Source organism: Streptomyces sp. NPDC048590 (genome assembly GCF_043199535.1).
Taxonomy (GTDB): Bacteria; Actinomycetota; Actinomycetes; order Streptomycetales; family Streptomycetaceae; genus Streptomyces.
The window spans coordinates 22,395-44,396 of record NZ_JBICWC010000018.1; the positions used below are offsets into that span (position 1 = coordinate 22,395).

The 22,002-nt window shown below is 71.8% G+C and carries 16 protein-coding genes, 1 tRNA gene, 1 other RNA gene, 1 pseudogene and 1 riboswitch; of the genes and pseudogenes, 6 read left to right on the forward strand and 13 right to left on the reverse strand.

Features of this window, described 5'->3' with window-relative positions; all coding sequences use genetic code 11:
- Positions 1-232: 232 nt before the first annotated feature.
- The 3 genes from purD to ffs form a co-directional block, all read right to left on the reverse strand.
- Positions 233-1,486, reverse strand: coding sequence for a phosphoribosylamine--glycine ligase (gene purD / locus ACGFNN_RS33665; protein ID WP_393561721.1), 1,254 nt, complete (start codon positions 1,484-1,486; stop codon positions 233-235).
- Positions 1,487-1,677: 191 nt separating this feature from the next.
- The gene (locus ACGFNN_RS33670; RefSeq protein WP_393561723.1) at positions 1,678-3,960 is read right to left on the reverse strand and encodes a DNA polymerase III subunit gamma and tau; all 2,283 of its coding nucleotides are present in this window, start codon (positions 3,958-3,960) and stop codon (positions 1,678-1,680) included.
- A gap of 136 nt (positions 3,961-4,096) precedes the next feature.
- Positions 4,097-4,193, reverse strand: an RNA gene (gene ffs / locus ACGFNN_RS33675) — signal recognition particle sRNA small type.
- A 131-nt stretch (positions 4,194-4,324) separates the two neighbouring features.
- Here ffs and ACGFNN_RS33680 point away from each other — a divergent pair.
- The 3 genes from ACGFNN_RS33680 (at position 4,325) to ACGFNN_RS33690 (ending at position 5,560) form a co-directional block, all read left to right on the forward strand.
- Positions 4,325-4,412: transfer RNA gene (locus ACGFNN_RS33680), tRNA-Ser, on the forward strand.
- A 513-nt stretch (positions 4,413-4,925) separates the two neighbouring features.
- Positions 4,926-5,141 carry a type II toxin-antitoxin system VapB family antitoxin gene (locus ACGFNN_RS33685; protein WP_099173112.1) on the forward strand — a complete coding sequence of 72 codons (216 nt, stop codon included), beginning with the start codon at positions 4,926-4,928 and terminating at the stop codon, positions 5,139-5,141.
- Positions 5,138-5,560: a PIN domain nuclease gene (locus ACGFNN_RS33690; RefSeq protein ID WP_393561725.1), complete on the forward strand. Its 423-nt coding sequence runs from the start codon at positions 5,138-5,140 to the stop codon at positions 5,558-5,560. Before ACGFNN_RS33685 ends, ACGFNN_RS33690 begins: the two co-directional genes overlap by 4 nt.
- Here the strand turns inward: ACGFNN_RS33690 and ACGFNN_RS33695 are convergent.
- Positions 5,514-6,062, reverse strand: coding sequence for a DUF4287 domain-containing protein (locus ACGFNN_RS33695; RefSeq protein WP_393561727.1), 549 nt, complete (start codon positions 6,060-6,062; stop codon positions 5,514-5,516). The genes ACGFNN_RS33690 and ACGFNN_RS33695 overlap by 47 nt on opposite strands.
- Before the next feature lie 104 nt (positions 6,063-6,166).
- Between ACGFNN_RS33695 and ACGFNN_RS33700 the strand changes: the two genes are divergently transcribed.
- Entirely contained in the window at positions 6,167-10,123 is a 3,957-nt protein-coding gene (locus ACGFNN_RS33700; RefSeq protein ID WP_393561729.1) for a hypothetical protein, read from the forward strand.
- 179 nt (positions 10,124-10,302) lie between these two features.
- Here ACGFNN_RS33700 and ACGFNN_RS33705 read toward each other — a convergent pair.
- The 7 genes and pseudogenes from ACGFNN_RS33705 to ACGFNN_RS33735 form a co-directional block, all read right to left on the reverse strand.
- Positions 10,303-10,584, reverse strand: a pseudogene (locus ACGFNN_RS33705) (site-specific integrase); the annotation flags it as partial.
- Positions 10,585-10,627: 43 nt separating this feature from the next.
- Positions 10,628-11,116 (reverse strand): GNAT family N-acetyltransferase, encoded by a 489-nt coding sequence (locus tag ACGFNN_RS33710; RefSeq protein ID WP_393561730.1) that lies wholly within the window; start codon positions 11,114-11,116, stop codon positions 10,628-10,630.
- Between the two features lie 174 nt (positions 11,117-11,290).
- A complete protein-coding gene (locus ACGFNN_RS33715) occupies positions 11,291-11,785 on the reverse strand; it encodes a DUF4234 domain-containing protein (protein ID WP_393561732.1) in 495 nt (164 codons plus the stop codon).
- A 419-nt stretch (positions 11,786-12,204) separates the two neighbouring features.
- Positions 12,205-12,615 (reverse strand): VOC family protein, encoded by a 411-nt coding sequence (locus tag ACGFNN_RS33720; protein ID WP_362551238.1) that lies wholly within the window; start codon positions 12,613-12,615, stop codon positions 12,205-12,207.
- A 10-nt stretch (positions 12,616-12,625) separates the two neighbouring features.
- Positions 12,626-13,069 carry a helix-turn-helix transcriptional regulator gene (locus ACGFNN_RS33725; RefSeq protein ID WP_362551235.1) on the reverse strand — a complete coding sequence of 148 codons (444 nt, stop codon included), beginning with the start codon at positions 13,067-13,069 and terminating at the stop codon, positions 12,626-12,628.
- Positions 13,070-13,200: 131 nt separating this feature from the next.
- A complete protein-coding gene (locus ACGFNN_RS33730) occupies positions 13,201-13,812 on the reverse strand; it encodes a glyoxalase (protein WP_393561734.1) in 612 nt (203 codons plus the stop codon).
- Between the two features lie 101 nt (positions 13,813-13,913).
- The gene (locus tag ACGFNN_RS33735) at positions 13,914-14,837 is read right to left on the reverse strand and encodes an SDR family oxidoreductase (RefSeq protein ID WP_393561736.1); all 924 of its coding nucleotides are present in this window, start codon (positions 14,835-14,837) and stop codon (positions 13,914-13,916) included.
- 87 nt (positions 14,838-14,924) lie between these two features.
- Here ACGFNN_RS33735 and ACGFNN_RS33740 point away from each other — a divergent pair, with 87 nt between their 5' ends.
- A complete protein-coding gene (locus tag ACGFNN_RS33740; RefSeq protein ID WP_393561738.1) occupies positions 14,925-15,524 on the forward strand; it encodes a TetR/AcrR family transcriptional regulator in 600 nt (199 codons plus the stop codon).
- Positions 15,525-15,789: 265 nt separating this feature from the next.
- On the opposite strand, the gene ACGFNN_RS33745 is transcribed toward ACGFNN_RS33740, so the two are convergent.
- On the reverse strand, positions 15,790-16,542 hold the full coding sequence (locus ACGFNN_RS33745; protein ID WP_393561740.1) for an IclR family transcriptional regulator: 753 nt from the start codon (positions 16,540-16,542) through the stop codon (positions 15,790-15,792).
- Between the two features lie 98 nt (positions 16,543-16,640).
- On the reverse strand, positions 16,641-20,240 hold the full coding sequence (cobN, locus tag ACGFNN_RS33750; protein WP_393561742.1) for a cobaltochelatase subunit CobN: 3,600 nt from the start codon (positions 20,238-20,240) through the stop codon (positions 16,641-16,643).
- Between the two features lie 83 nt (positions 20,241-20,323).
- Positions 20,324-20,398: riboswitch (cobalamin riboswitch) on the reverse strand.
- A 196-nt stretch (positions 20,399-20,594) separates the two neighbouring features.
- On the opposite strand from cobN, the gene ACGFNN_RS33755 reads away from it, so the two are divergent.
- On the forward strand, positions 20,595-21,953 hold the full coding sequence (locus ACGFNN_RS33755; RefSeq protein WP_393561780.1) for a cobalamin biosynthesis protein CobG: 1,359 nt from the start codon (positions 20,595-20,597) through the stop codon (positions 21,951-21,953).
- The last annotated feature ends 49 nt before the right edge of the window (positions 21,954-22,002 follow it).

Genomic DNA, 22,002 nt, shown 5'->3' on the forward strand with positions numbered 1-22,002 from the left:
AGGCGTTCGTCGATACGGCGGGAGGCCCGCTCCGCCCCCGTACCGTCCGGATGCCGGGTCCCGCCGCGAGGCCCCCGTCCCGTCGTGCCGCCGGGTCCGGGGGACGCGTGCCCGGCCACCGCCAGGGGGCGCGGACACTGCGCCCGGGCCGTCAGGGCCCCCCTGGAAGCCCCCTGGCACGGCCGTGCCCGGCACCTCCGCCGGAGGTGCCGGGCACGGGTACGAACGGGTGTCAGGCCTCCTCGGCGGCCTTGCGGGCGATGTCCGTGCGGTGCTGCGAACCGTCGAGCCGGATCCGGCCGACCGCGGTGTAGGCACGCTCGCGGGCCTGCGTCAGGTCCTTGCCCGTGGCCGTGACGGAGAGCACGCGGCCTCCGGCGCTCACCACCGCGTCACCGTCCTGCCGGGTACCGGCGTGCAGGACGAACGCATGGGGCGCATCCTGTGCCTCGACGTCCGCGAGGCCCTCGATCGGGTCCCCCGTACGCGGTGTGCCCGGGTAGTTGTGCGAGGCGATGACCACGGTGACTGCGGCGTCGTCGCGCCAGTTGAGCGCGGGCACGGTGTCCAGGGTGCCGTTGGCCGCACCGAGGAGGACCCCGGCGAGCGGCGTCTGCAGACGCGCAAGGACCACCTGGGTCTCGGGGTCCCCGAAGCGGGCGTTGAACTCGATGACCCGTACACCGCGCGAGGTGATCGCGAGCCCCGCGTAGAGCAGGCCGGAGAAGGGGGTGCCACGGCGTCGGAGCTCGTCGACGGTCGGCTGCAGAACGGTCTGCATGACCTCGTCGACCAGCTTCGGCTCGGCCCACGGCAGCGGGGAGTACGCCCCCATGCCTCCGGTGTTCGGGCCCTCGTCGCCGTCGAGGGCGCGCTTGAAGTCCTGGGCCGGCTGCAGGGGGAGGACGGTGGTGCCGTCGGTGATCGCGAAGAGGCTGACCTCGGGTCCGTCGAGGAACTCCTCGATGACCACGCGGTCGCAGGCCAGGGCGTGCGCCCGGGCGGCCTCGACGTCGTCCGTGACGACGACACCCTTGCCTGCCGCCAGGCCGTCGTCCTTGACGACGTACGGGGCTCCGAAGGCGTCCAGGGCCTCGTCGATCTCGGCGGGGGTCGTGCAGACGTAGCTACGTGCGGTGGGGACGTTGGCGCCGGCCATGACGTCCTTGGCGAACGCCTTGGATCCTTCCAGCCGGGCCGCCTCCCGAGAGGGGCCGAAGCAGGGGATGCCCGCTTCACGCACGGCGTCCGCGACACCGGCGACCAGCGGCGCCTCCGGGCCGACGACCACCAACTCGGCGCCCAGATCGGTGGCGAGGCGCGCGACGGCTTCGCCGTCGAGTGCGTCGACCGGGTGCAGTTCGGCCACCTCCGCGATTCCGGCGTTGCCGGGGGCGCAGTACAGAGTGGTGACGTCGGGGTCGAGGGAGAGAGAGCGGCACAGGGCGTGTTCGCGGGCGCCGCCGCCGATGACGAGGACCTTCACGGGGTGCAGCCTAGCCGCCGGGGAGCGGGCGCCTCGACGGGCGCCGCTCCGTGGACGGCCGGGACGGGTGCGGGCCGCGGCCTGCTGGGATCTTGATTGCGGGGTGCGGGGCGGAGAGTGGGTGCGGGCGGGCGCGGCCGGATGCCGGATGCGCGCCGGTGTCCACTGCGGGTGCGGGCCGCCGCGACCCGCTACTCGTTGGTGAACTCCTCGACGACCGTGGCGCCAAGCTCGCGGACGATCAGGTCGTGGCCGGAGAGCGCGGAGTCGACGAGGTCGGGGTCGTCCGCCTCCGCCGTGTCGTCCTCGGGCGCGACCGATCTCGGCGGCTCCGGGGCCGGCCGGTCGTACCCGGACGACTGCTCGGAACGCCCGTGGCCGGGCTGGTGCTGGGGAGGAGCAGGCGCGGCCGGAGCCGGATCGGCGGGCCTCGGCTCGTACGACTGGGCAGGCGCGGCCGGCGGGGGCTGGTACGGCGCGGCAGGAGGCCTGCCGCCCCCTCCACCACCGCCGGACTGCGGGGGCTGACCACCGCCGGAAGGATCGACGACCGCGTCGACCCGCCACTGCGCGTTGAACCGCTCGGCCAGGGCCTGCCTGAGCACCTCTTCACTGCCACTGCTCGAGAACGTGTCGCGCGCACCGGCGTTGAGGAAACCGAGCTGCAGGGTGCTGCCGTCGAAGCCGGTGACCTGGGCGTTCTGGCTGAGCAGGATCCAGGTGAACCGACGCCGGCCCTTCACGGCCTCGAGAATGTCGGGCCACATGTTCCGCACCTGGGCCGCACCCTGCGCCATGTCCTGGCCGCCGGGGGCGGGGGCTTGGGCGGCGGGCGGAACCGGGGCCTGCACGGCAGGCGCCGGGGCGGGGGGCTGCGCCTGCGGTACGCCGCTGCCGGGCGTCGAGGCGGTCGGCCAGCCACCGGGCCGCCGTGCCGTCCCGGCATCGCCCGCACCGCTTCCGGGTCCGGCGGCCGTGGGCCAGGCCCCCGGGCGCTGCCCGGCGGGAGCGGGCGCCTGCGCCGGGGGCTGCTGCACCGGGGGCTGCTGGGCCTGAGGCGCGTCCTGCGGTCCTGGCTGGGACGAGGGGGGCTGGGGGTCGTACTGGTGAGGCTGTGCGGGCTGCGGCTGCTGGGCGACCGGCGGCGCCGCAGCCTCCGCGGGGACGCCCACGGGGGCGCCGCCCGGCGCCTCTCCACGGACCGCTGCCCTGGCCGCGGCCGCGCCGCCGCCGGCGGGCACACCGACTCCGGGGCCGTGCGCCTCCGGACCCGGCACGTACCCCATGGCCGGCCCGGGAGCCGGGGCCGCGAACGAGGCTCCGCGCTCCAGCCGGTCCAGCCGGGCCTGGAGCGAACGCTCGTCGTCGAAGGCGGCGGGCAGCAGCACCCGCGCGCAGATCAGCTCCACCTGGAGACGGGGCGATGTCGCGCCGCGCATCTCCGTGAGCCCTTCGTTGACCAGGTCGGCGGCGCGGCTCAGCTCGGCGGCGCCGAAGACCGACGCCTGTGCCTGCATGCGCTCCACCACATCGGCGGGGGCGTCGATCAGCCCCTTGTCCCCGGCGTCCGGCACCGCGGCCAGGATCACCAGGTCACGCAGTCGCTCCAGCAGGTCGGCGACGAAGCGCCGGGGATCGTTGCCGCCCTCGATCACCCGGTCCACGACCTCGAAGGCGGCCGCACCGTCGCCCGCCGCGAAGGCGTCCACGATGGAGTCCAGCAGGGACCCGTCCGTGTAGCCGAGGAGCGCGGTCGCCATGGCGTATGTCACACCGTCGTCGCCCGCGCCGGCCAGCAACTGGTCCATGACGGACATCGAGTCACGCACGGATCCCGCACCCGCCCGCACCACGAGCGGCAGCACTCCGTCCTCGACTGAGCTGTCCTCCTTGCCGCAGACCTCGCCCAGGTAGGAACGCAGAGTCCCGGGCGGGACCAGGCGGAAGGGGTAGTGGTGCGTACGCGACCTGATCGTGCCGATGACCTTCTCGGGCTCGGTGGTCGCGAAGATGAACTTGAGGTGCTCCGGCGGCTCCTCGACCACCTTCAGCAGGGCGTTGAACCCAGCCGGGGTGACCATGTGCGCCTCGTCGATGATGTAGATCTTGTACCGGCTCGAGGCGGGCCCGAAGAAGGCCTTCTCCCGCAGGTCACGGGCGTCGTCCACGCCACCGTGCGACGCGGCGTCGATCTCGATCACATCGATGGAGCCCGGCCCGTTCCGCGCGAGGTCCCGGCACGACTGGCACTCCCCGCAGGGGGTCGGTGTGGGCCCCTGCTCGCAGTTCAGGCAGCGGGCGAGGATGCGGGCGCTGGTCGTCTTGCCGCAGCCGCGCGGTCCGCTGAACAGATACGCGTGGTTGACCCGGTTGTTCCGCAGGGCCTGCTGCAACGGGTCAGTGACATGCTCCTGACCGATGACCTCGGCGAAGGACTCGGGGCGATAGCGGCGGTACAGCGCAAGGGACGACACACATACGAGGTTATCGGGGCGGACCGACAACCGGCCCCGCCCCGGACGGAGCGACGGCCACGAGCCGGTGCCCGGCGCGGTCGGCCGCGGAAATCCGGCCTGGCAACAGGCGCCGGAGGCCAACCCACTCCGAACACGCAAGGGCCCCCCACGCACCCGCCAGAGCCAACCTACCCTTGCTGCCTTCCGGCCCTGGGGGAGTTCAGTCAGATAGCGCCACGTGAGGGGCTGACGCCCACCTTAGCCGATCCGGGCCCCCCGCCGTCCACCCGCACCCGTCACCTCTCCCCCGCGAGGAAGGTTCGGAACGATCTCCGGGGTACATGTTCGCGAGCACCCTCCAACGTCTTGTATTGTTTGCGGCGGAGGATTCGCCTAGTGGCCTAGGGCGCACGCTTGGAAAGCGTGTTGGGGGCAACCCCTCACGAGTTCGAATCTCGTATCCTCCGCCATTGCTCTCACCGGGCAATACGTCGAAGGGCCCCACCGCTTGCGGTGGGGCCCTTCGACGTTCCTCGTCTCATCTGCAGTCTCAGAGAGATCCTTCGCGCCCTCCGGTCCGCTCCCCTCGGCGCCCTGAGCTACTTCCACCCGGTCCACTCCACGACGTCGTCGACAGCACCAGGGGCGCGCGGACTTCAAGCGGAGCACGTCCCTGAGTCCAGCAAGCAGCGATCGGACCTGAGCCGTGACCGATGGCATCGTCACCTTGTGGGCGAAGATCACAAAAGGCCTCATTCCTGACGCAGACAGCAGGCCTTCGGGCGGTGAGCATGGCGATGCACGGGGCAGCGCTCACCCTCGGCGTCACAGCGCCGCACGCGACCGGCCGCGAGGGCTACCCCGTGTTGGCGGTTCACCCCCGGGTGACGGCTGCCGTGGAGTTCGCCAGATGCTCGCCCGAGACATCGGGATATCCAGTGAGATATACTTGCTGCGCGAGCTGATATCACAGGAGGTGCTCGATGAGTCGCACAGTGATCGACCTCGACGACGAACTGCTGGCCGACGTGGCTCAAGCGCTGGGGACCGGCACCAAGAAGGAGACGGTCAACACTGCTCTGCGCGAGGTACTCGAGAACCGCCGACGGGCTCTCGCTCTGACTCGGTTGCGGGCCGCAGCGGGCGAGGGTGGCTTCGATCTGGATGTCTTCGAGGACAAGAGGGACTACCGGCGGTGAGCGCGGCACAGTTCCTGATCGACACCAGCGCCCTCGCCCGATTCTTCCGCGACGACGCCGAACAGTACGGCTGGGATCAGGCCGCCACGGCAGGGCTCATCGCGACCTGCCCTATTACCGAGCTGGAGTTCTTCTACAGCGCCCGCTCAGCCGCAGACCGTGCGCGCGGCATCGAGGACATGCGGCTGCTGTTCGGCTGGGTGCCCGTCGATGACCGCGCGTACGACCGCGCCTGGCAGGTTCAGGAGCTGCTGACCCAGCGCGGTCAGCACCGTAGTGCCGGGGCTGTTGACCTCGTCGTTGCCGCCACCGCGGAACTCCAGGGACTTACCCTCCTGCACCGCGACCACGACTTCGAATGCGTCGCCGCCATCACCGGCCAAGCCATGCAGTGGTACGGCCCCAGGGCCGGTAAATGAACGCGCGCCCGGTCTCAGTTCTGGTCTCATTCGCAGGCGTACACCACAGTTCGGCACGCCTGTAGCCGCTGGCTCCGCCACAGTCGGCACGCCCATGACCGTCCCCGAATGCCCGGACGAACATTTGGAAAGCCTGTTGGGGGCAACCCCTCACGAGTTCGAATCTCGTATCCTCCGCCATTGCTCTCACCGGGCAATACGTCGAAGGGCCCCACCGCTTGCGGTGGGGCCCTTCGACGTTCGGCGTGGCTGCGGCCCAGGCCGCGTGTTCCGTCTTGAGTGACCGGTCCATGTGCTCGGTCAGGGGCGAAGCGCGGATGAGGTCCTTCCAATCCGCGATCGGTCGGCCGTACTTCTTCTCGATCGAGGGGACGTGGCTCGCTGGGCCCTTCACGGGTTCGGCCGCGGCTGCGTTTCCGTTCGTCTGCGGCGTGATGGTGCTGCCTGTACGACCTGGCCCGAGGCACCAATACACCGGCCAGGAAGGCGAGATCCACGCCACAGTAAAGATCGAACGTCTGTCCTTGCTCCTCGTTAGAATCCACTCGCCCAAGAGCCCTCGTGAGCACCACAGGGACGGGGCCTGCGCTTTCCAGGGGGGAACGCATGCTTCACACGTCCATCAGGAAGCAACGTCGAAGACGACGCGCGCCCAGGGGGGCGGCTTCGCTTCTCGCGCTGATCGTCGCCGTCCTGGCCTCGTTCACCTCACAGAGCGGCACGGCTTCCGCCGTGGCCGTGCCGAGCCCGAAGACCACGGCCTCCGAGCCCGCGACACCGAAGTCGCCGAAGTCGCCGAAGTCCACAGAGAAGAAGGCGTCTCCCGAGGCACTGCACGCCGCCGCCGCGCGCGAGATCGGCCGTAGCGACGCGGCCGACACCTGCTCCGGGGCGATCGAGTCCGGAACGGTCTACACCTGCTCCGCCGGGCCCGAAGGCGGCGCGAGCTTCACCTTCACCCTGCCGGACCCCGACGACCTGATGTTTCTCCAGGTCGTCTCCACCGACGACCAGCCCCAGTACCCGACGCTCACCGCACCGGACGGTTCGACGGTCACCTGCGACCGGCCCGACGGCGCGTACGGGGCGGCACGGTGTCCGACGAGCCAGGCCGGCACGTACACCATGCAGGCCGGGGCACCGTCGAGTGGCTTCTCGGTGTCGTACACGGCTCTGCTGTCCGGTACTTCCTGCACCGCGGTCTCCGAGGACGACACCGCCCTCGGGACGCCGAAGGCCCTCGCCGACACGCTGACCGCCGGGTCCGCCGGCCACTGCTTCGGCCTGCCGTCCGCCGCCGGCGACGTACTGCGCAGCCATCTGTCCGCGTGGCAGGTGACCGGGACCGTCTACGACGCCACCGGCACGGAGGTCTGCACGACCCGTGAGAACAACGCCACGGACTTCGACTGCACCCTCAAGGGCAACGCGCCGTTCCGTGTGCTGACGAACCAGTCGTACGCGGCGAGCATGGACTACAGCCTCACGTCGGCCCGCCTCTCCGCTCCCGTCGGCTGCCCCGGCGTCCAGCCGCTGGCCTACGGCACGGTCCCGGACGCCACATCCACCGCGCGCTGCCGCGTTCTGCACGTACCAGCCTCCGGGCCCTATCTGTTCGACACCGTCGGCGACAGTGTCTCCGGCAGCCTCTACGGCGCCGACGGCACGCCCCGCTGCACCCCCACGCTGCTCGCCCCCTGCACCCTGACCGCAGGTGATTACACCTGGGCGCGCGACGGGCGCAGCAGCGACCCGGCCGCCTTCGGGGTCCGGCTGTACGCGACGAATCTGACGCAGGGCTGCACCGCCGTACGCGACGACGGCTTCGCCTCCGGGCCGGTGAAGGGTGCCTTCGGCGGACCGGGCGAGCAGCAGTGTCTGTCCCTCCCGACGGCCACCGGCCACGGCCTCTACCTGATCGACCGGACACCGGACGGCGGAGTCAACCCGAGCTACCGGGTGTTCGACGCCAAGGGCATCGCGCAGTGTGACGACGACGACTCCCCGGTGATCTGCAAGCTGACCGGGACCGCCCCGTTCCACGCGGTGCTTTCGGGCTCCGCCGCAGGTGAGTATCAGCTCGCCGTCCAGGACACCGGGAAGACCACGGGCTGCACGGCCTGGCCGCAGTCGGCGTTCGACGGCACCTGGGGCGTGTCGGTTCCGCTCACGAGCACGACCCAGGCCGTGTGTCTGGGCATCGCAGCCGGCCAGCACTCCACCGTCGAGATGTTCGACTACACGAACAACGCCAACAGGGTCAACGCCGCGGTGCGGGTGTACGACGGCGCCGGCAACGAAGTGTGCAGCACCGTCGGCGGCTCCACGGCCACCTGCCGGTTCACGGCCGGTGTCGGCTACACGGCCCTGCTGACAGGCACCGGCGCCACGGACACGTACAAACTGGTCCGCCGGGACATCTCCTCGACGGCGAAGTGTGCCGCTCCGGCCTCGCTCACCGTCGGTGGAGCTTCCACGTCCTTCACCTTCGGTTCCGCACTGGACAGCCGGTGTCTGCGGGTCACCGCGGCGGCCACGGACAAGCTCTGGATGTCCGCGCGAACCCCGACGGCCGCCCGGAACACGGGCGTGGTGCTGAAGGTGGTCGATGCCTCGGGCACCAGCGTGTGCCGGCAGTGGGGCGTCTCCTGCCGCGTCACCGGCTCGACCTCGTACGTTGTCATCGTCCTGGCCTCGGGGTACGACGAGACCCCCATATCCGCACACATCGACACCTGGCGCGTCGGCACTGCCTCGGGCTGGGCCCCGGAATGCACGGCCAACAAGGTGTCTCCGCAGGGCTTTTCCGTGCGGAGCGGCACGTTCACCGAGTCCGCGACCGCGTACTGCGCCGTGATCCCCATGCAGCCGTCGCAGCGCTTCCAGGTGTTCGGCACCCAGAGCAGCAGCACCGGCACCCCGTGGGTGAGCCTGCTGAGCACCACCCGCTTCGCCGGCGAGAGCGCCGACTACTCCTACCAGTGCAACGGTGACAACGCCGGTGTCTTCAGCTATTCCTGCCTCACCACCTCCAGCGCCTCCGCAGGCGACTACCTGATGCTGGTGAGCCCGTACCAGGCGGACACTCCGGTCGAGTACTCCATGCAGGGTGTCTGCAGGAGCGGCTGCACCACTCAGCCGAAGTCGGCCGACGTCACCTCGCTGGGCCCGACGAGCGGACCTGCCGGGACGTCCAACCAGGTTGTGCTTCACGGCACGAATCTGACCCTCGGCACCGAGGTGGAACTCCGGTCCGGGGACGACTCCCGCACCGCCGAGCCGGTCTCCGTCAGCGCCGATGGCACCACGCTCACCGTGCGGCTCGGTACGTACGACCTCCCTCCGGGCGCGTACGACCTGGTGATCGGCAACGTCGGGTACACATCCGGCATCCCGTCACCCGGCTACCTTCCGGGCGCCTACACCGTCACCGCCGCACCGGCGGCGACCCACAACCGCCTCGTCCCGGTCTCGCCGACGCGCTTCCTGGACACCCGCAACGGCACCGGCGCCCCCAAGGCACGGGTCGGCGCGGGCGGAACCGTCAAGCTCAAGGTCGCCGGGACACACGGCATCCCCGCCACCGGGGTCACCGCCGTCGTCATGAACGTCACCGCCGTCCGGCCCACCGGCAACGGCCACGTCGACGTGTACCCCGACGGTCAGCCGCTGCCGACCGTCTCCAGCGTCAACTACACGGCGCCGCAGACCATCGCCAACCTGGTGACGGTTCCCGTACGGAACGGATCGGTGGCCCTGCGCAACAGTGCGGGCTCCGTCGACCTCCTCGCCGACGTCACGGGCTACTACTCGGAGGGGAGTTCAGGTTCGGCCTTGACGCCGGTCTCGCCGACGCGCTTCCTGGACACCCGCAACGGCACCGGCGCCCCCAAGGCACGGGTCGGAGCGGGCGGAACCGTCAAGCTCAAGGTCGCCGGGACACACGGCATCCCCGCCACCGGGGTCACCGCCGTCGTCATGAACGTCACCGCCGTCCGGCCCACCACCGGTGGCTACATCACCGTGTACCCCGACGGACAGTCGCTGCCGGCCGTATCCAACATCAACTTCGCCGCCGACCGGACGATCCCCAACATGGTCGTCGTCCCGGTGGTGAACGGTTCGGTGGCCCTGCGCAACAGTGCGGGCTCCGTCGACCTCCTCGCCGACGTCACGGGGTACTTCTCCGCCACCGGTTCGACCTTCACCCCCGCCGGCCCGCTGCGGCTGCTGGACACACGCAGCGGACTGGGTGCCCGGCCCGGAGCCGTCGCCCCGGGCGGTCTGGTCAGCCTCCCGGTCACCGGTACGGCCGGCGTCCCCTCCTCCGGGGTCACAGCAGTGGTGCTCAACGTGACGGTCACCGCGCCTTCGGCTGGGGGATATCTGACGGTCCACCCGCACGGTCTGCCGGAGCCCCGGGTCTCGAACCTCAACTTCGGTGCAGGGCAGACCATTTCCAACATGGTCGTGGTGCCTGTGGTTGACGGACGGGTCACCTTCGCCAACCACACCGGTTCGGTCCAGGTCATCGCCGACCTGGCCGGGTACTACAGCAGCTGACCACCAGGTCGGGGGCGGGGCTCGCACCGCCCCCGACCGCCCTCTGGACGAGAACTCGGGAAGCGTGTTCGGGGCAACCCCTCACGAGTACGAATCTCGTATCCTCCGCCACAGCTCTCACCGGGCAATACGTCGAAGGGCCCCGCAGCTTGCTGCGGGGCCCTTCGACATTCGTAGTCTCAACGACACTCTTCGGAGCCCGCCGAGCCGCTGTTGTCAGCGTCGTCGGCCACTTCCCGAATGAGTCCTCCGACCCGCCGCGCGACGTCGGCCAGGATGCCACCCGTCACGAGCTGCTACCGGGCCGCCATCGCCGTGAACGACCAGCCCATGATCTGCATCACGGCCCGTTCGGGGACACCGAGGATGAGCAGAACCGTCACCGCGGTGTGCCGGGCATCGTGCAGGCGCCCGTCCCGGACCTTCGCATCGGTCAGCAGCCGCTTCCAGGCGTCGTACGGGGCAGCGGTTCTGGTCGCGCTCACCCGCGGTGGCGGCCGACGGCTACGCCAGCGTCTTCCGCATCAGCGTGCACATCGTGTCGTGGCGGCGCAGCGTCCCGTCAGGGCCCTGGACCTCCCACGAGTCCGGCCGGCGGTCGTACGCGACATAGCCCAGCCGTTCGTACAGGGCGCGGGCCCGGGGGTTGTCGTCCTCCACGCCCAGCTCCGCCTGGCGCAGCCCGCGGTCCCTGATGCGCTGTTCCGCCGCTTCCACGAGGAGGGTGCCGATGCCGCACGACTGGAGTGCGGGGTGGACCGCCAGCTGCCAGAGGGTGCCGGCGCCCAGCCTGGGCATGTAGTCGACGCCGCCCTTCGCCACGGGGACACCCGTGGCCGAGCAGACCGCGAGGTAGTCGACCTCACCTCGTCCGGCACGTTCCAACTGGACTGCCACACCAGCCAGATGATGATCGGAGCCCGCCCATCCGCAGGCCTCCAGGTCGGCATGCGTCAGATCGCGCACCGACAGACTCAGCACCACCTCGGTCATTCCGGAGCCCTCCCCATGAGCGGATCTCTCCCTGCCTCTACGCCGAGCGAGGGCCGGGCGACGCCTCTACGCCGAGCGGAGGCCGGGCGACTACCCGGCCCCCGCTGGGGACATGATGGCCCACCCGCCCTCCGCGCGCTCGCGGGTTCAGTGGCGGGTCTCCAACCGCGCGGCTCAGGCCGAGAGCGTCACCGGGGTGCCCGGCGCGGCGCCGGGAAAGGCCTCGACGACCAGGTTCAGCTGACGCTGCATGTACCAGACGTTCAGGCCGAAGACGAAGGTCAGCCACATGCTCGCGGCCGGGCTGCACGTGACGGGCAGACCCGCCGCGCGCTGGGCCGCGGCTATGGCCTTTCCGGTGTTGCGGAAGGAGATCAGCGGGGCGATGAGGGTCCAGCCCAGGAAGATCAGGACCATCAGGCTGCCGCCGGGGTTGAGCACCTGGCGGCGGTCGAACTCCTGCAGCTCCTTGTGGATCTTGTAATACCAGACCAGCTGGTAGATGCCGAAGGTGATGAGCGTCAGACCGAGCCACACGGCGACCGGGCCACGGCGCTTCATGGCCAGACCGGGCAGCTGGGTCGCGACCGGTGCGCCGGCCGCGACGACCTCGCCCGCCGGTCCGGGGACGTACGAATGGGACGCGGTACTGGGCTGGGTTTCGGACATGCGAAGTCGCTCTCCATCTGCGAAGTGGTGTCAGCCGAAGAAGCATGCCAGCAAGTGAAGGAATTATGGAGGGAATTGGGATTTCCCCGGGAGCTGTCACGTATTCGTGACCGAGGCCGGCCCGCTTCCGCTGTCGCCGCGTGAACGGTCGCCCACGGCGGCGACCCGTGGACCGAAGGCACGTACAACCATCCGGACGCGGCGTGGGTCCGGCCCCGTGGCCGGCCCGGCCGCCAGCTCGGTGTCGTCCACGTTCGGGCCTCAACTCACCATGAGGGAAGGCTCGCTGATGCCCCTTCGGCACTTCCTGCGCGCGGCGACGGCCCCGCTCGCCCCCGCCTCACCCGGGGTGCTTGCACGGCAGGCCGTGGGAGCACCCCGGGTGAGCACGCGGGGGCGAGGACGACGGCCGGGACCGGTCAGCGCACTTCCTGGATGCGGATCTGGTTGCCGGCGGGGTCGCGGAAGGCGCAGTCGCGCACACCGTACGGCTGCTGGGTCGGCTCCTGGATGACCTCGGTGTCGCCGGCCTGCACCTTCTCGAAGGTGGCGTCCAGGTCCTTGGTGGCGAGGAGGATCCACCCGTAGGTCCCCTTCGCCATCATCTCGGCGACGGTGCGGCGCTCGTCGTCCGTGATGCCCGGGTCGACGGCCGGCGGGGCAAGGAGGATGGAGGTGCCGGGCTGTCCTGCGGGGCCCACGGTGATCCAGCGCATCGCGCCGGATCCGACGTCACTGCGCACCTCGAAGCCGAGGGTGTCGCGGTAGAAGGCGAGAGCGGCTTCCGGGTCGTCCTGCGGGAGGACGCTGGTGTGAATGGTGATGTCCATGCCGTTCACGCTACGGCTGCCCCGGCGGGCGTGCTTCTCGATTCCTGACGGGTCGGGTCACCTGTTTCGCCACGCAGGCGGGCACCCCTTCCTCCCCGGCCGCGGCCTGGCGCCGGTAGGTGCTCGGCGGCATGCCGACCAGTTCGGTGAAGCGCGTGCTGAAGGTGCCGAGCGAGGAGCAGCCGACCTCGAAGCAGACCTCGGTGACACTGAGGTCACCACGCCTCAGCAGGGCCATGGCCCGCTCGATCCGGCGCGTCATCAGGTATCCGTACGGTGATTCCCCGTACGCGAGCCGGAACTGGCGGCTGAGGTGCCCGGCCGACATGTTGACGCCCCGGGCGAGGGCCTCCACGTCCAGCGGCTGCGCGTACTCCCGGTCCATCCGGTCGCGGACCCGGCGCAGCCGTGCCAGGTCACGCAGGTGCTGGGCGTCGGCGGGTCGGTTGGTCACGCGGGCGATCGTGCCACGGGCGACCAAGACACCGCAGGGTATTCGTCCGGGTGTCGCCCGGCCCTGGGACCGGCCGGCCCGGGGTGGGTACGTGTCGCGGCACGCTCGCCCCGGGCGCTGTCGGGCGGGTCTCAGTCCGACGTCTTCTCCCACTCGAATCCGTCCGGGTCGGTGAAGGGCCCGAGGTCACCGCCGAGCGCCATGCGGTGGGAGCCGGTGCCGTCGGGGCCGACCCCGGCGTCCTTGGCCAGGGCGCGACGGCCGTAGAGGGCGAGGGTGACGGGGCCCGAGGTGTCGAACTCGACGTACTTGCGGCCGAAGCTCTTGCCGACCTTCAGGCCCTGACCGACGTAGAAGCGCTTGGTCTCGAGTACGTCCTCGACGCCCAGCAGGAGCACGAAGCGGTCGATCTCCCGGGTGGCGGGACCCTTGTCCTTCTTCGCCGAGCTGGCGATCTTCCAGAGGGTGCCGTCCGGCGACCGCACCACACCGCCGTAGCCCCAGAGCGACTTCGAGGCCGGCTTCACCGTCGTGGCGCCGGCGGCGAGTGCGGAGTCGACGAGGCTGTTCACGGTGGAGGGCTGGGCGACCGTGAGCGACAGGGTGAAGCCGCGGAAGCCGGTCGTCGGAGCCTCGGAGGCCCGTACGCGCAGTTCGGGGCCCAGGCCGAAGGCCTCGGAGTAGAAGCGTTCGGCGGCGGTGGGGTCGTCCACCTCGATGGTGACGTGAGTGAGGGAAGCCATGGAACGACCGTAGGGCGGCGCCGCGGTCGCCGCTTCTCGATTCCTGACCGGTCCGGCCGTCCGGGCGGGAGGCCTCGGGGCCGCCCCCGCCCGGACGGATGTCAGCCGGTGAGGGTGGGGGTGTTGAAGTAGTACCCCTTCTCGAGGTCCTCCAGGAGTCCGAGGCCCTCCGGGCGCCAGTCCAGGAGCTCCGCTGTGAGGGCATGCGAGGCCGCGGAGTCCATGCCGACGAAGCCGGCCGCCCAGCCGAAGTGCTCCGCCGCCGTCTCCGGGGCGACCGAGGCGACCGGGACACCCAGGTGGCGGCCGATGACCTCGGCGATCGAACGAAGGGCGACGCCCTCCTCCGCGGCGCCGTGCAGGACCGACCCTGCAGGCGCGGATTCGACCGCCAGCCGGAAGAGCCGGGCGGCATCGAGGCGGTGGACCGCCGCCCAGCGGTTGTCGCCGTCGCCGATGTAGCCGGAGACGCCCCGGGCCCGGGCGATGGCCACGAGAGTCGCCACGAAGCCGGGATCCCCCTCGCCGTGGCAGGTGGGGGCGAGCCGCACCACGACGGAACGGACACCGCGCGATGCGAGTGCGAGCGCCGCCCCGGAGGTGGCGGCCCGGACCGAGGTGGGGGAGCCGTCGACCTCCGGCATGTCGCGTTCGGTAGCCGCCCGCCCGCGGGTCAGCCCCGCGAGGCCTGACGCGATGACGAGCGGGCGGTCGGTGCCCGCCAGCACGTCACCGAAGGCGTCGACAGCACGCCGGTCGGCCTCGGCGGCGCCACGGAAGTCGCCCGAGAAGGCGATGTCGTGCTTGAAGGCCAGGTGGATCACCCCGTCCGCGGAAGCGGCCGCCTCCCGGAGGACGTCGAGGTCGTCGACCGTGCCCCTGGCCACCTCGGCGCCGGCCTCGGTGAGAGCGGCGGCGGAGGACTCGGACCGGGCGAGGCCCACCACCTGGTGCCCCGCGCCGATGAGTTCGGGTACGACGGCGGAGCCGATCCAGCCGGACGCGCCGGTGACGAAGATGCGCATGGGAAACACTCCCGACTATCGATGTCAGTAACTGACATCAACGGTAACAGCTGATGTCAGGGACTGCCATCACGTAGGATCGTGCCCATGGGCAGATGGGAGCCGAACGCGCGTGGACGCCTGGCCGAGGCGGCGCTCGACCTCTACAGCGAGCGCGGGTTCGAGCAGACCACCGTGGCGGAGATCGCCAGGCGGGCAGGGCTCACCGAGCGGACCTACTTCCGGCACTACGCCGACAAGCGCGAGGTGCTCTTCGGCGGCTCCGAACTGCGCGACCTGCTCGTCGAGGCGGTCGCCGGTGCCCCGGAGGGCATCGCGACCCTCGACCTTCTGTCGCTGGGCCTGGAAGCGATGTCCACGATGTTCGACGACCGGCGGGCGTACGCCCGCAAGCGCCAGTCGGTCATCGTCGCCAACACCGAGCTCCAGGAACGTGAGCTGATCAAGCTCGCCTCGCTGTCGGCCGTGCTCGCCGAGACCCTGCGCGGACGCGGTGTACCGGAGCGGTCCGCGAGCCTGAGCGCCGAAACGGGCATCGCCGTCTTCAAGGTCGGTTTCGAGCGGTGGATCGCGGACGGCGAGGACCGCGCGATGGCCCCGGTGATGCGGGAGGTCCTGGACGAACTCACCGGTCTTGCAGCCCGTGGGGGCGGCTCCCAGGGCATGTCCGGCGCGTCCGGCGCATAGGGCCGATGGCCCGGGGAGGGCCGTCGCGGCGGACAGCCGTTGAGCGCGTCGCCCCGTGCGGCAGCCTTCGGGCGCGGCGCACCGAGGCACGGGGCACGCGCCTTCGGGCGACGCGCTCCGGGCGCGGGAGACGCCTCGGACGTGATGGGTACAGCGCCGGCCGTCGGACGCGAGGCCACAGCCGCGGCCCGACGCGGCATGCGGTGTGCGCGGGCGGTCCCCCGAGCGGCTCCGGACGGCGGTGCCGAGCCGAGGCCCTGGCCCCTCAGCCGCCCCCGAGGGCGAGGCCCCTGCTCACCCTGGCGGCCGAGTGGAGCAGGCTGTCACGGACCTGGCTGGTGCGGTACATACGGTCCGCCCGGAAGGAGACCCCCAGCGAACCCAGCATGTCCCCGCTGCGCACGGGCACCGCGACGCACACCGTGCCCAGGTCGTACTCCTCCCGGTCCATGACCACCGACGCCTGCCGCGAGGACTCCAGCTGCCGCAGCAACTCCTCACGGTGGGTGATCGTGCGGGGTGTGAGATCGGGGAGGTCGTGCCTCGACAGGTAGTCGCCGCGTGCGTCGGAGTCCATCTCACGCAGCACGCACTTGCCGAGGGCCGTGGCATGCCCGGCGTCCTGGAACCCCACCCACAGGTTGACCTTGGGAGTCTGAGGACTGTCGACGATCTCGGCGATCCGGATCTCGCCCTCCTCGTAGAAGGTGAGGTAGGCCGCGGCCGAGACGTCGTTGCGCAGGGCGGCGAGGGCGGGACGGACGCCGCTGACCAGGTCCTCGGCGGAATGGCCGCCCTGCGACCGGTCGCCGAGGACGAAGGTGCCGTCCTCCAGCGCGCGGAGGTAGCCGTCGAGGGCCAGGGACCTCAGCATCTCCAGGGCCACCCGCCGGGGCAGCGCCGCCCGGCGCGCCAGCTGGTCCGGCGGCGCGCCGCCCTCGTGTGCGGCCACGGCCTCCATCAGCCGGAACATCAGCTGCACGGACGGGGTGGACGCGTGGCCCGGTCGGTCACCCATCCCACAAGCTTGGCCCCGCCGCGCGGAGGCGGCAAGGCAGGACCACGCCGCCCGGCGGCCGCGCAGGCTTTACGTGACCGGCCGCCGGGCGCGCCCGCTCAGTCCTCGCCCTCCAGATCGCCCTCGGTCTCCAGGTACACCTGCCGGAGCGCTTCGAGCACATCGGGGTCGGGCTTGGCCCACATCCCGCGGGACTCGGCCTCCAGAAGACGCTCCGCGATGCCGTGGAGGGCCCAGGGGTTCGCCTGCTGGAGGAACTCCCGGTTCGTCTCGTCCAGGACGTACGTCTCGGTGAGCTTGTCGTACATCCAGTCCGCGACCACACCCGTCGTCGCGTCGTAGCCGAAGAGGTAGTCGACGGTCGCCGCCAGCTCGAAGGCGCCCTTGTAGCCGTGGCGGCGCATCGCCTCGATCCACTTCGGGTTGACCACCCGGGCCCGGAAGACCCGGGACGTCTCCTCGACCAGGGTGCGCGTGCGGACCGTCTCGGGGCGGGTCGAGTCGCCGATGTACGCCTCGGGGGCGGTGCCCTTCAGCGCGCGTACGGTCGCGACCATGCCGCCGTGGTACTGGAAGTAGTCGTCCGAGTCCGCGATGTCGTGCTCACGGGTGTCGGTGTTCTTCGCGGCGACCGCGATGCGCTTGTACGCGGTCTCCATCTCCTCCCGGGCCGGACGTCCGTCCAGCTCCCGGCCGTAGGCGTAGCCGCCCCACACCGTGTACACCTCGGCGAGGTCGGCGTCGGTGCGCCAGTCGCGGGAGTCGATCAGCTGGAGCAGCCCCGCGCCGTACGTACCGGGGCGTGAGCCGAAGATCCGGGTGGTGGCGCGCCGCTCGTCACCGTGTTCCGCCAGGTCGGCCCGGGTGTGGGCGCGGACGAAGTTCCGCTCGTCGGGCTCGTCCAGGGAGGCGGCCAGGCGTACGGCGTCGTCGAGGAGGCCGATGGTGTGCGGGAAGGCGTCGCGGAAAAACCCGGAGATGCGCAGCGTGACGTCGATCCGGGGGCGGCCCAGCTCCTCGTACGGGATCGGCTCCAGGCCCGTGACCCGGCGGGAGGCGTCGTCCCAGACGGGGCGGACGCCGAGCAGGGCGAAGGCCTCGGCGATGTCGTCGCCGGCGGTACGCATCGCGCTGGTGCCCCAGAGGGACAGGCCGACGGAGGTGGGCCAGTCGCCGTTGTCGGCGCGGTAGCGCTCCAGGAGCGAGTCGGCGAGGGCCTGGCCGGTCTCCCAGGCGAGGCGGGAGGGCACGGCTTTCGGGTCGACCGAGTAGAAGTTGCGGCCGGTCGGCAGGACGTTGACCAGGCCGCGCAGCGGTGATCCGGAGGGGCCGGCGGGGACGAAGCCGCCGCCGAGCGCGTGGACCACGTGGTCCAGCTCGTCGGTGGTCGCGGCGAGGCGGGGCACGACCTCGCGGGCGGCGAAGGTGAGGATGTCGGCGACGGCCCGCGGGTGGCCGGCGGCGACACCGGCGACGGCGGCCGGGTCCCATCCGGCGTCGTCCATCGCCTGCACGAGGGTGCGGGCCAGTTCCTCGGTCTCGTCGGCGGCGGTGCGGGTGGCGGCGGACTCGTCCAGGCCGAGTGCCTCGCGCAGTCCGGGCAGCGAGGCGGTACCGCCCCAGATCTGGCGGGCGCGCAGCACGGCCAGGACGAGGTTGACGCGGTCCTTGCCCGCCGGGGCGGCGCCGAGCACATGCAGACCGTCGCGGATCTGGACGTCCTTGATCTCACAGAGCCAGCCGTCGAGATGCATGATGAAGTCGTCGAAGCCCTCGTCCTCGGGGCGGTCCTCGATCCCGAGGTCGTGGTCGAGCTTCGCGGCCTGGATGAGGGTCCAGATCTGGGCGCGGACCGCCGGCAGCTTGGCGGGGTCCATCGCGGCGATCTGCGCGTGCTCGTCGAGCAGCTGCTCCAGCCGCGCGATGTCGCCGTAGCTGTCGGCGCGGGCCATCGGCGGTACGAGGTGGTCCACGAGGGTGGCGTGCACCCGGCGCTTGGCCTGGGTGCCCTCGCCCGGGTCGTTGACCAGGAACGGGTAGACCAGCGGCAGGTCGCCGAGCGCGGCGTCGGGGCCGCAGGCCGCGGAGAGACCGGCGTTCTTGCCGGGCAGCCACTCGAGATTGCCGTGCTTGCCGAGGTGGATCATCGCGTCGGCGCCGAAGCCGTTGTCGTCGGCGGAGGCGGCGATCCAGCGGTAGGCGGCCAGGTAGTGGTGCGAGGGCGGCAGATCGGGGTCGTGGTAGATCGCGATCGGGTTCTCGCCGAAGCCGCGCGGCGGCTGGATGAGGATCAGCAGGTTGCCGCGGCGCAGGGCCGCGAGCACGATGTCGCCCTCGGGGTTGCGGGACCGGTCGACGAACATCTCGCCCGGCGGCGGGCCCCAGTGCCGCTCGACGGACTCACGGAGTTCGGCGGGCAGCGTGGCGAACCAGCGGCGGTAGTCCGCGGCGGGGATACGGACGGGGTTGCGGGCCAGCTGCTCCTCGGTGAGCCACTCCTGGTCGTGGCCCCCGGCCTCGATGAGCGCGTAGATCAGCTCGTCGCCGTCGCCGGAGACGAGTCCCGGGATCTCCTCCTCCGGCCCGAAGTCGTACCCCTCCGCCCGCAGCCGGCGCAGCATGGCCACGGCGCTCGCGGGGGTGTCGAGCCCGACGGCGTTGCCGATCCGCGAGTGCTTGGTCGGGTACGCCGACAGGACCAGGGCGATCCGCTTCTCGGCGGCCGGTATGTGCCGGAGCCGTGCGTGCCGTACGGCGATCCCGGCGACCCGGGCCGCGCGCTCGGGGTCCGCGACGTACGCCGGCAGACCGTCCTCGTCGATCTCCTTGAACGAGAACGGCACGGTGATCAGGCGCCCGTCGAACTCGGGGACGGCGATCTGGGTGGCGGCGTCCAGCGGGGAGACACCCTCGTCGTTCTCCTCCCACGCACCGCGCGAGCTCGTCAGGCAGAGCGCCTGGAGCACGGGGACGTCGAGGCCGGTGAGCGCGCCCGCGTCCCAGGACTCGTCGTCGCCTCCCGCCGACGCGGTCGCCGGCTTGGTGCCGCCGGCGGCAAGGACGGTGGTCACCACGGCGTCGGCGGCGCGGAGTTCGTCGATGAGCTCGGGTTCGGGGGTGCGGAGCGAGGCCACGTACAGAGGGAGCGGGCGGGCACCCGCGTCCTCGACCGCCGAACAGAGCGCCTCCACGAAGGCTGTGTTGCCGCTCATGTGGTGGGCCCGGTAGTAGAGCACCGCGACCGTCGGGCCGGTGACGTCCCGGGCGGTCCGCTCCAGCGGGCCCCAGGCGGGCGCGGCGGCGGGCGGCTCGAAGCCGTGGCCGGTGAGCAGCACGGTGTCGGAGAGGAACCGCGCCAGCTGCTCCAGGTTGGCGGGGCCGCCGTGCGCGAGGTAGGCGTGCGCCTCCGCCGCGATACCGATGGGCACGGTCGACGCGGCCATCAGCTGGGCGTCGGGGGCCTGTTCACCGGTCAGTACGACGACGGGCCGCCCGGTCGCCAGCACCTGGTCGAGTCCCTCCTGCCAGGCGCGGACCCCGCCGAGCAGCCGTACGACGACGAGATCCGTGCCCTCCAGGAGCTGCGGGAGGTCGTCCGAGGAGAGCCGGGAAGGGTTGGCGTAGCGGTAGGTGACCGGTCCCTGCGAGGCGCGTGCGCTCAGCAGGTCGGTGTCGGACGTCGACAGGAGCAGGATCATGCGGCGTCAGCCCTCCTCGGGGTGTCCACGCCCCGGGCAGTGTCGGATCGGCTGCTCGGACGGGGCCGAGAGCCTGAGGACGGGAGTTCCTGACTCGCCCGGCCGGTGGGCCGGGCTCACAGTGGCGGGACCGCGCCGGAATCTCACCGGGCTTCCTCCCCTGTCGCCGTGTGGCGACGGCGGGCCGAACGGACCGCCGCTAGGCATAGTAGGCGGCAGGTGGGGGGCCTTGACCAGACGGCCTCGCCCCCGGCCGGCCAGGGTCACGCCGTGCCGCCCGTCACCCCGGGCGGGGAGCGCGGGGTGTCCCGTAGGTCACAGTCCGCGCAGGGGTGGGCCACGGTCACGGTCGGTATGCTCGCCGCCATGTCCGCCTTCCCCCTTCCGTCCCGGTCTCCGGCCGGCGCGCAGCCCCGGAGCAGCGGCGACGCCTGCCCGGGCGCACTGCGGTTGCACCGGGCGGACGACGGTGCGCTGGCGCGAATACGGATACCCGGCGGCATCCTGACGCCGGGTCAGGCGAAGGCTCTGGGGGATGCGGCCGGACGTCTCGGTGACGGTGAGTTGCATCTCACCTCCCGGGGCAATGTGCAGCTGCGCGGACTGGCCCCGGACGCGGGGACGGCTCTGGCCGGGTTGCTGTCCCGTGCGGGGCTGCTGCCGTCCGCACGCCATGAGCGCGTCCGCAACGTGGTGGCCTCCCCGCTCTCGGGTCTCGACGGCCGCGGAACCATGGACGTCGGACCGTGGCTGGACGAGGTGGACCGGCTCCTGTGCGGTAGCGAACGGGCCACCGCCCTTTCCGGGCGCTTCCTCGTCGCGCTCGACGACGGACGCGGGGACGTGGAGACCCTCGGCGCCGATCTCACCCTCATCGGCCACCACGCCGAGGCGCTGCTCCGTGTCGGCGACGGAGAAGCCGTCATCCGCCTCCCCGCGTCCGAGGGCCCCCGTGCCACGCTGACCGCCGTCGAGGCGTTCCTCGACGCGGCGGAAGCCTTCACCTCCGCGAACGAGGCCGTCGCGCGACGGTCCGGCGAGGGATCACGACCCGCGGGCAGCGGCGCGTGGCGGGTGAAGGACCTGCCCGGCCGGATGGCGGACGCCCTTCACGCGGAGGTCGTACGCCGGCTGCGCGAGGAGGGTCTGCCCGTCGCCCCGGCCACCCGCCCACGCCCGTCCGAGGCCTCGGCCCCGGCCGCCGGGCCGGTCGCGGGGACGGACGGCACGATCTCGCTGTCGGTCGGCGTTCCGCTCGGACGGCTGAGCCCGGATCAGTGGGCACTTCTCGCGGACGCCGGCGGACTGCGGCTCACCCCGTGGCGCGGCGCGGTCGTCACCGGACTGGCGACCGGCCGGGCGAAGGCCCTGCTGGGCGAGCTCGCGGAGGCGGGGCTGATCACCGGGCCGGACTCCCCGTGGTCCGGGGTCGGTGCCTGTGTGGGACGGCCCGGCTGTGCGAAGTCGCTGGCCGACGTACGGGCCCAGGCCGGCGCCGCCGCGGGTCGGGCGGGACGGCTCCCGGTGTACTGGTCCGGGTGCGAGCGCCGCTGCGGCCATCCGCGCGGGGAGTGGATCGATGTGGTCGCCCTCCCTGAGGGACACCGGATCTCCCATGTGCGCGGAGACGTCACCGGCCGGCCGGTGACGGTCGGGGACGACCCCGCCGCGCTCGCCGCCGCCGTGGCAGCCGCCCGGGGCACTCTCACCTGAAGACGTAGAAACCCGCCGGCCTGCCTGAGCGGGCTCCAGCAGACGACCG

What these genes read in the sequence shown, in the direction of transcription:
- ACGFNN_RS33685 (WP_099173112.1), top strand. Translation starts at nt 4,926, where the DNA reads ATGAGTCGCACAGTGATCGACCTCGACGACGAACTGCTGGCCGACGTG.
- ACGFNN_RS33700 (WP_393561729.1), top strand. Translation starts at nt 6,167, where the DNA reads ATGCTTCACACGTCCATCAGGAAGCAACGTCGAAGACGACGCGCGCCC.
- ACGFNN_RS33710 (WP_393561730.1), bottom strand. Translation starts at nt 11,116, where the DNA reads ATGACCGAGGTGGTGCTGAGTCTGTCGGTGCGCGATCTGACGCATGCC.
- ACGFNN_RS33715 (WP_393561732.1), bottom strand. Translation starts at nt 11,785, where the DNA reads ATGTCCGAAACCCAGCCCAGTACCGCGTCCCATTCGTACGTCCCCGGA.
- ACGFNN_RS33720 (WP_362551238.1), bottom strand. Translation starts at nt 12,615, where the DNA reads ATGGACATCACCATTCACACCAGCGTCCTCCCGCAGGACGACCCGGAA.
- ACGFNN_RS33730 (WP_393561734.1), bottom strand. Translation starts at nt 13,812, where the DNA reads ATGGCTTCCCTCACTCACGTCACCATCGAGGTGGACGACCCCACCGCC.
- ACGFNN_RS33735 (WP_393561736.1), bottom strand. Translation starts at nt 14,837, where the DNA reads ATGCGCATCTTCGTCACCGGCGCGTCCGGCTGGATCGGCTCCGCCGTC.
- ACGFNN_RS33740 (WP_393561738.1), top strand. Translation starts at nt 14,925, where the DNA reads ATGGGCAGATGGGAGCCGAACGCGCGTGGACGCCTGGCCGAGGCGGCG.
- ACGFNN_RS33745 (WP_393561740.1), bottom strand. Translation starts at nt 16,542, where the DNA reads ATGGGTGACCGACCGGGCCACGCGTCCACCCCGTCCGTGCAGCTGATG.
- cobN (WP_393561742.1), bottom strand. Translation starts at nt 20,240, where the DNA reads ATGATCCTGCTCCTGTCGACGTCCGACACCGACCTGCTGAGCGCACGC.
- ACGFNN_RS33755 (WP_393561780.1), top strand. Translation starts at nt 20,595, where the DNA reads ATGCTCGCCGCCATGTCCGCCTTCCCCCTTCCGTCCCGGTCTCCGGCC.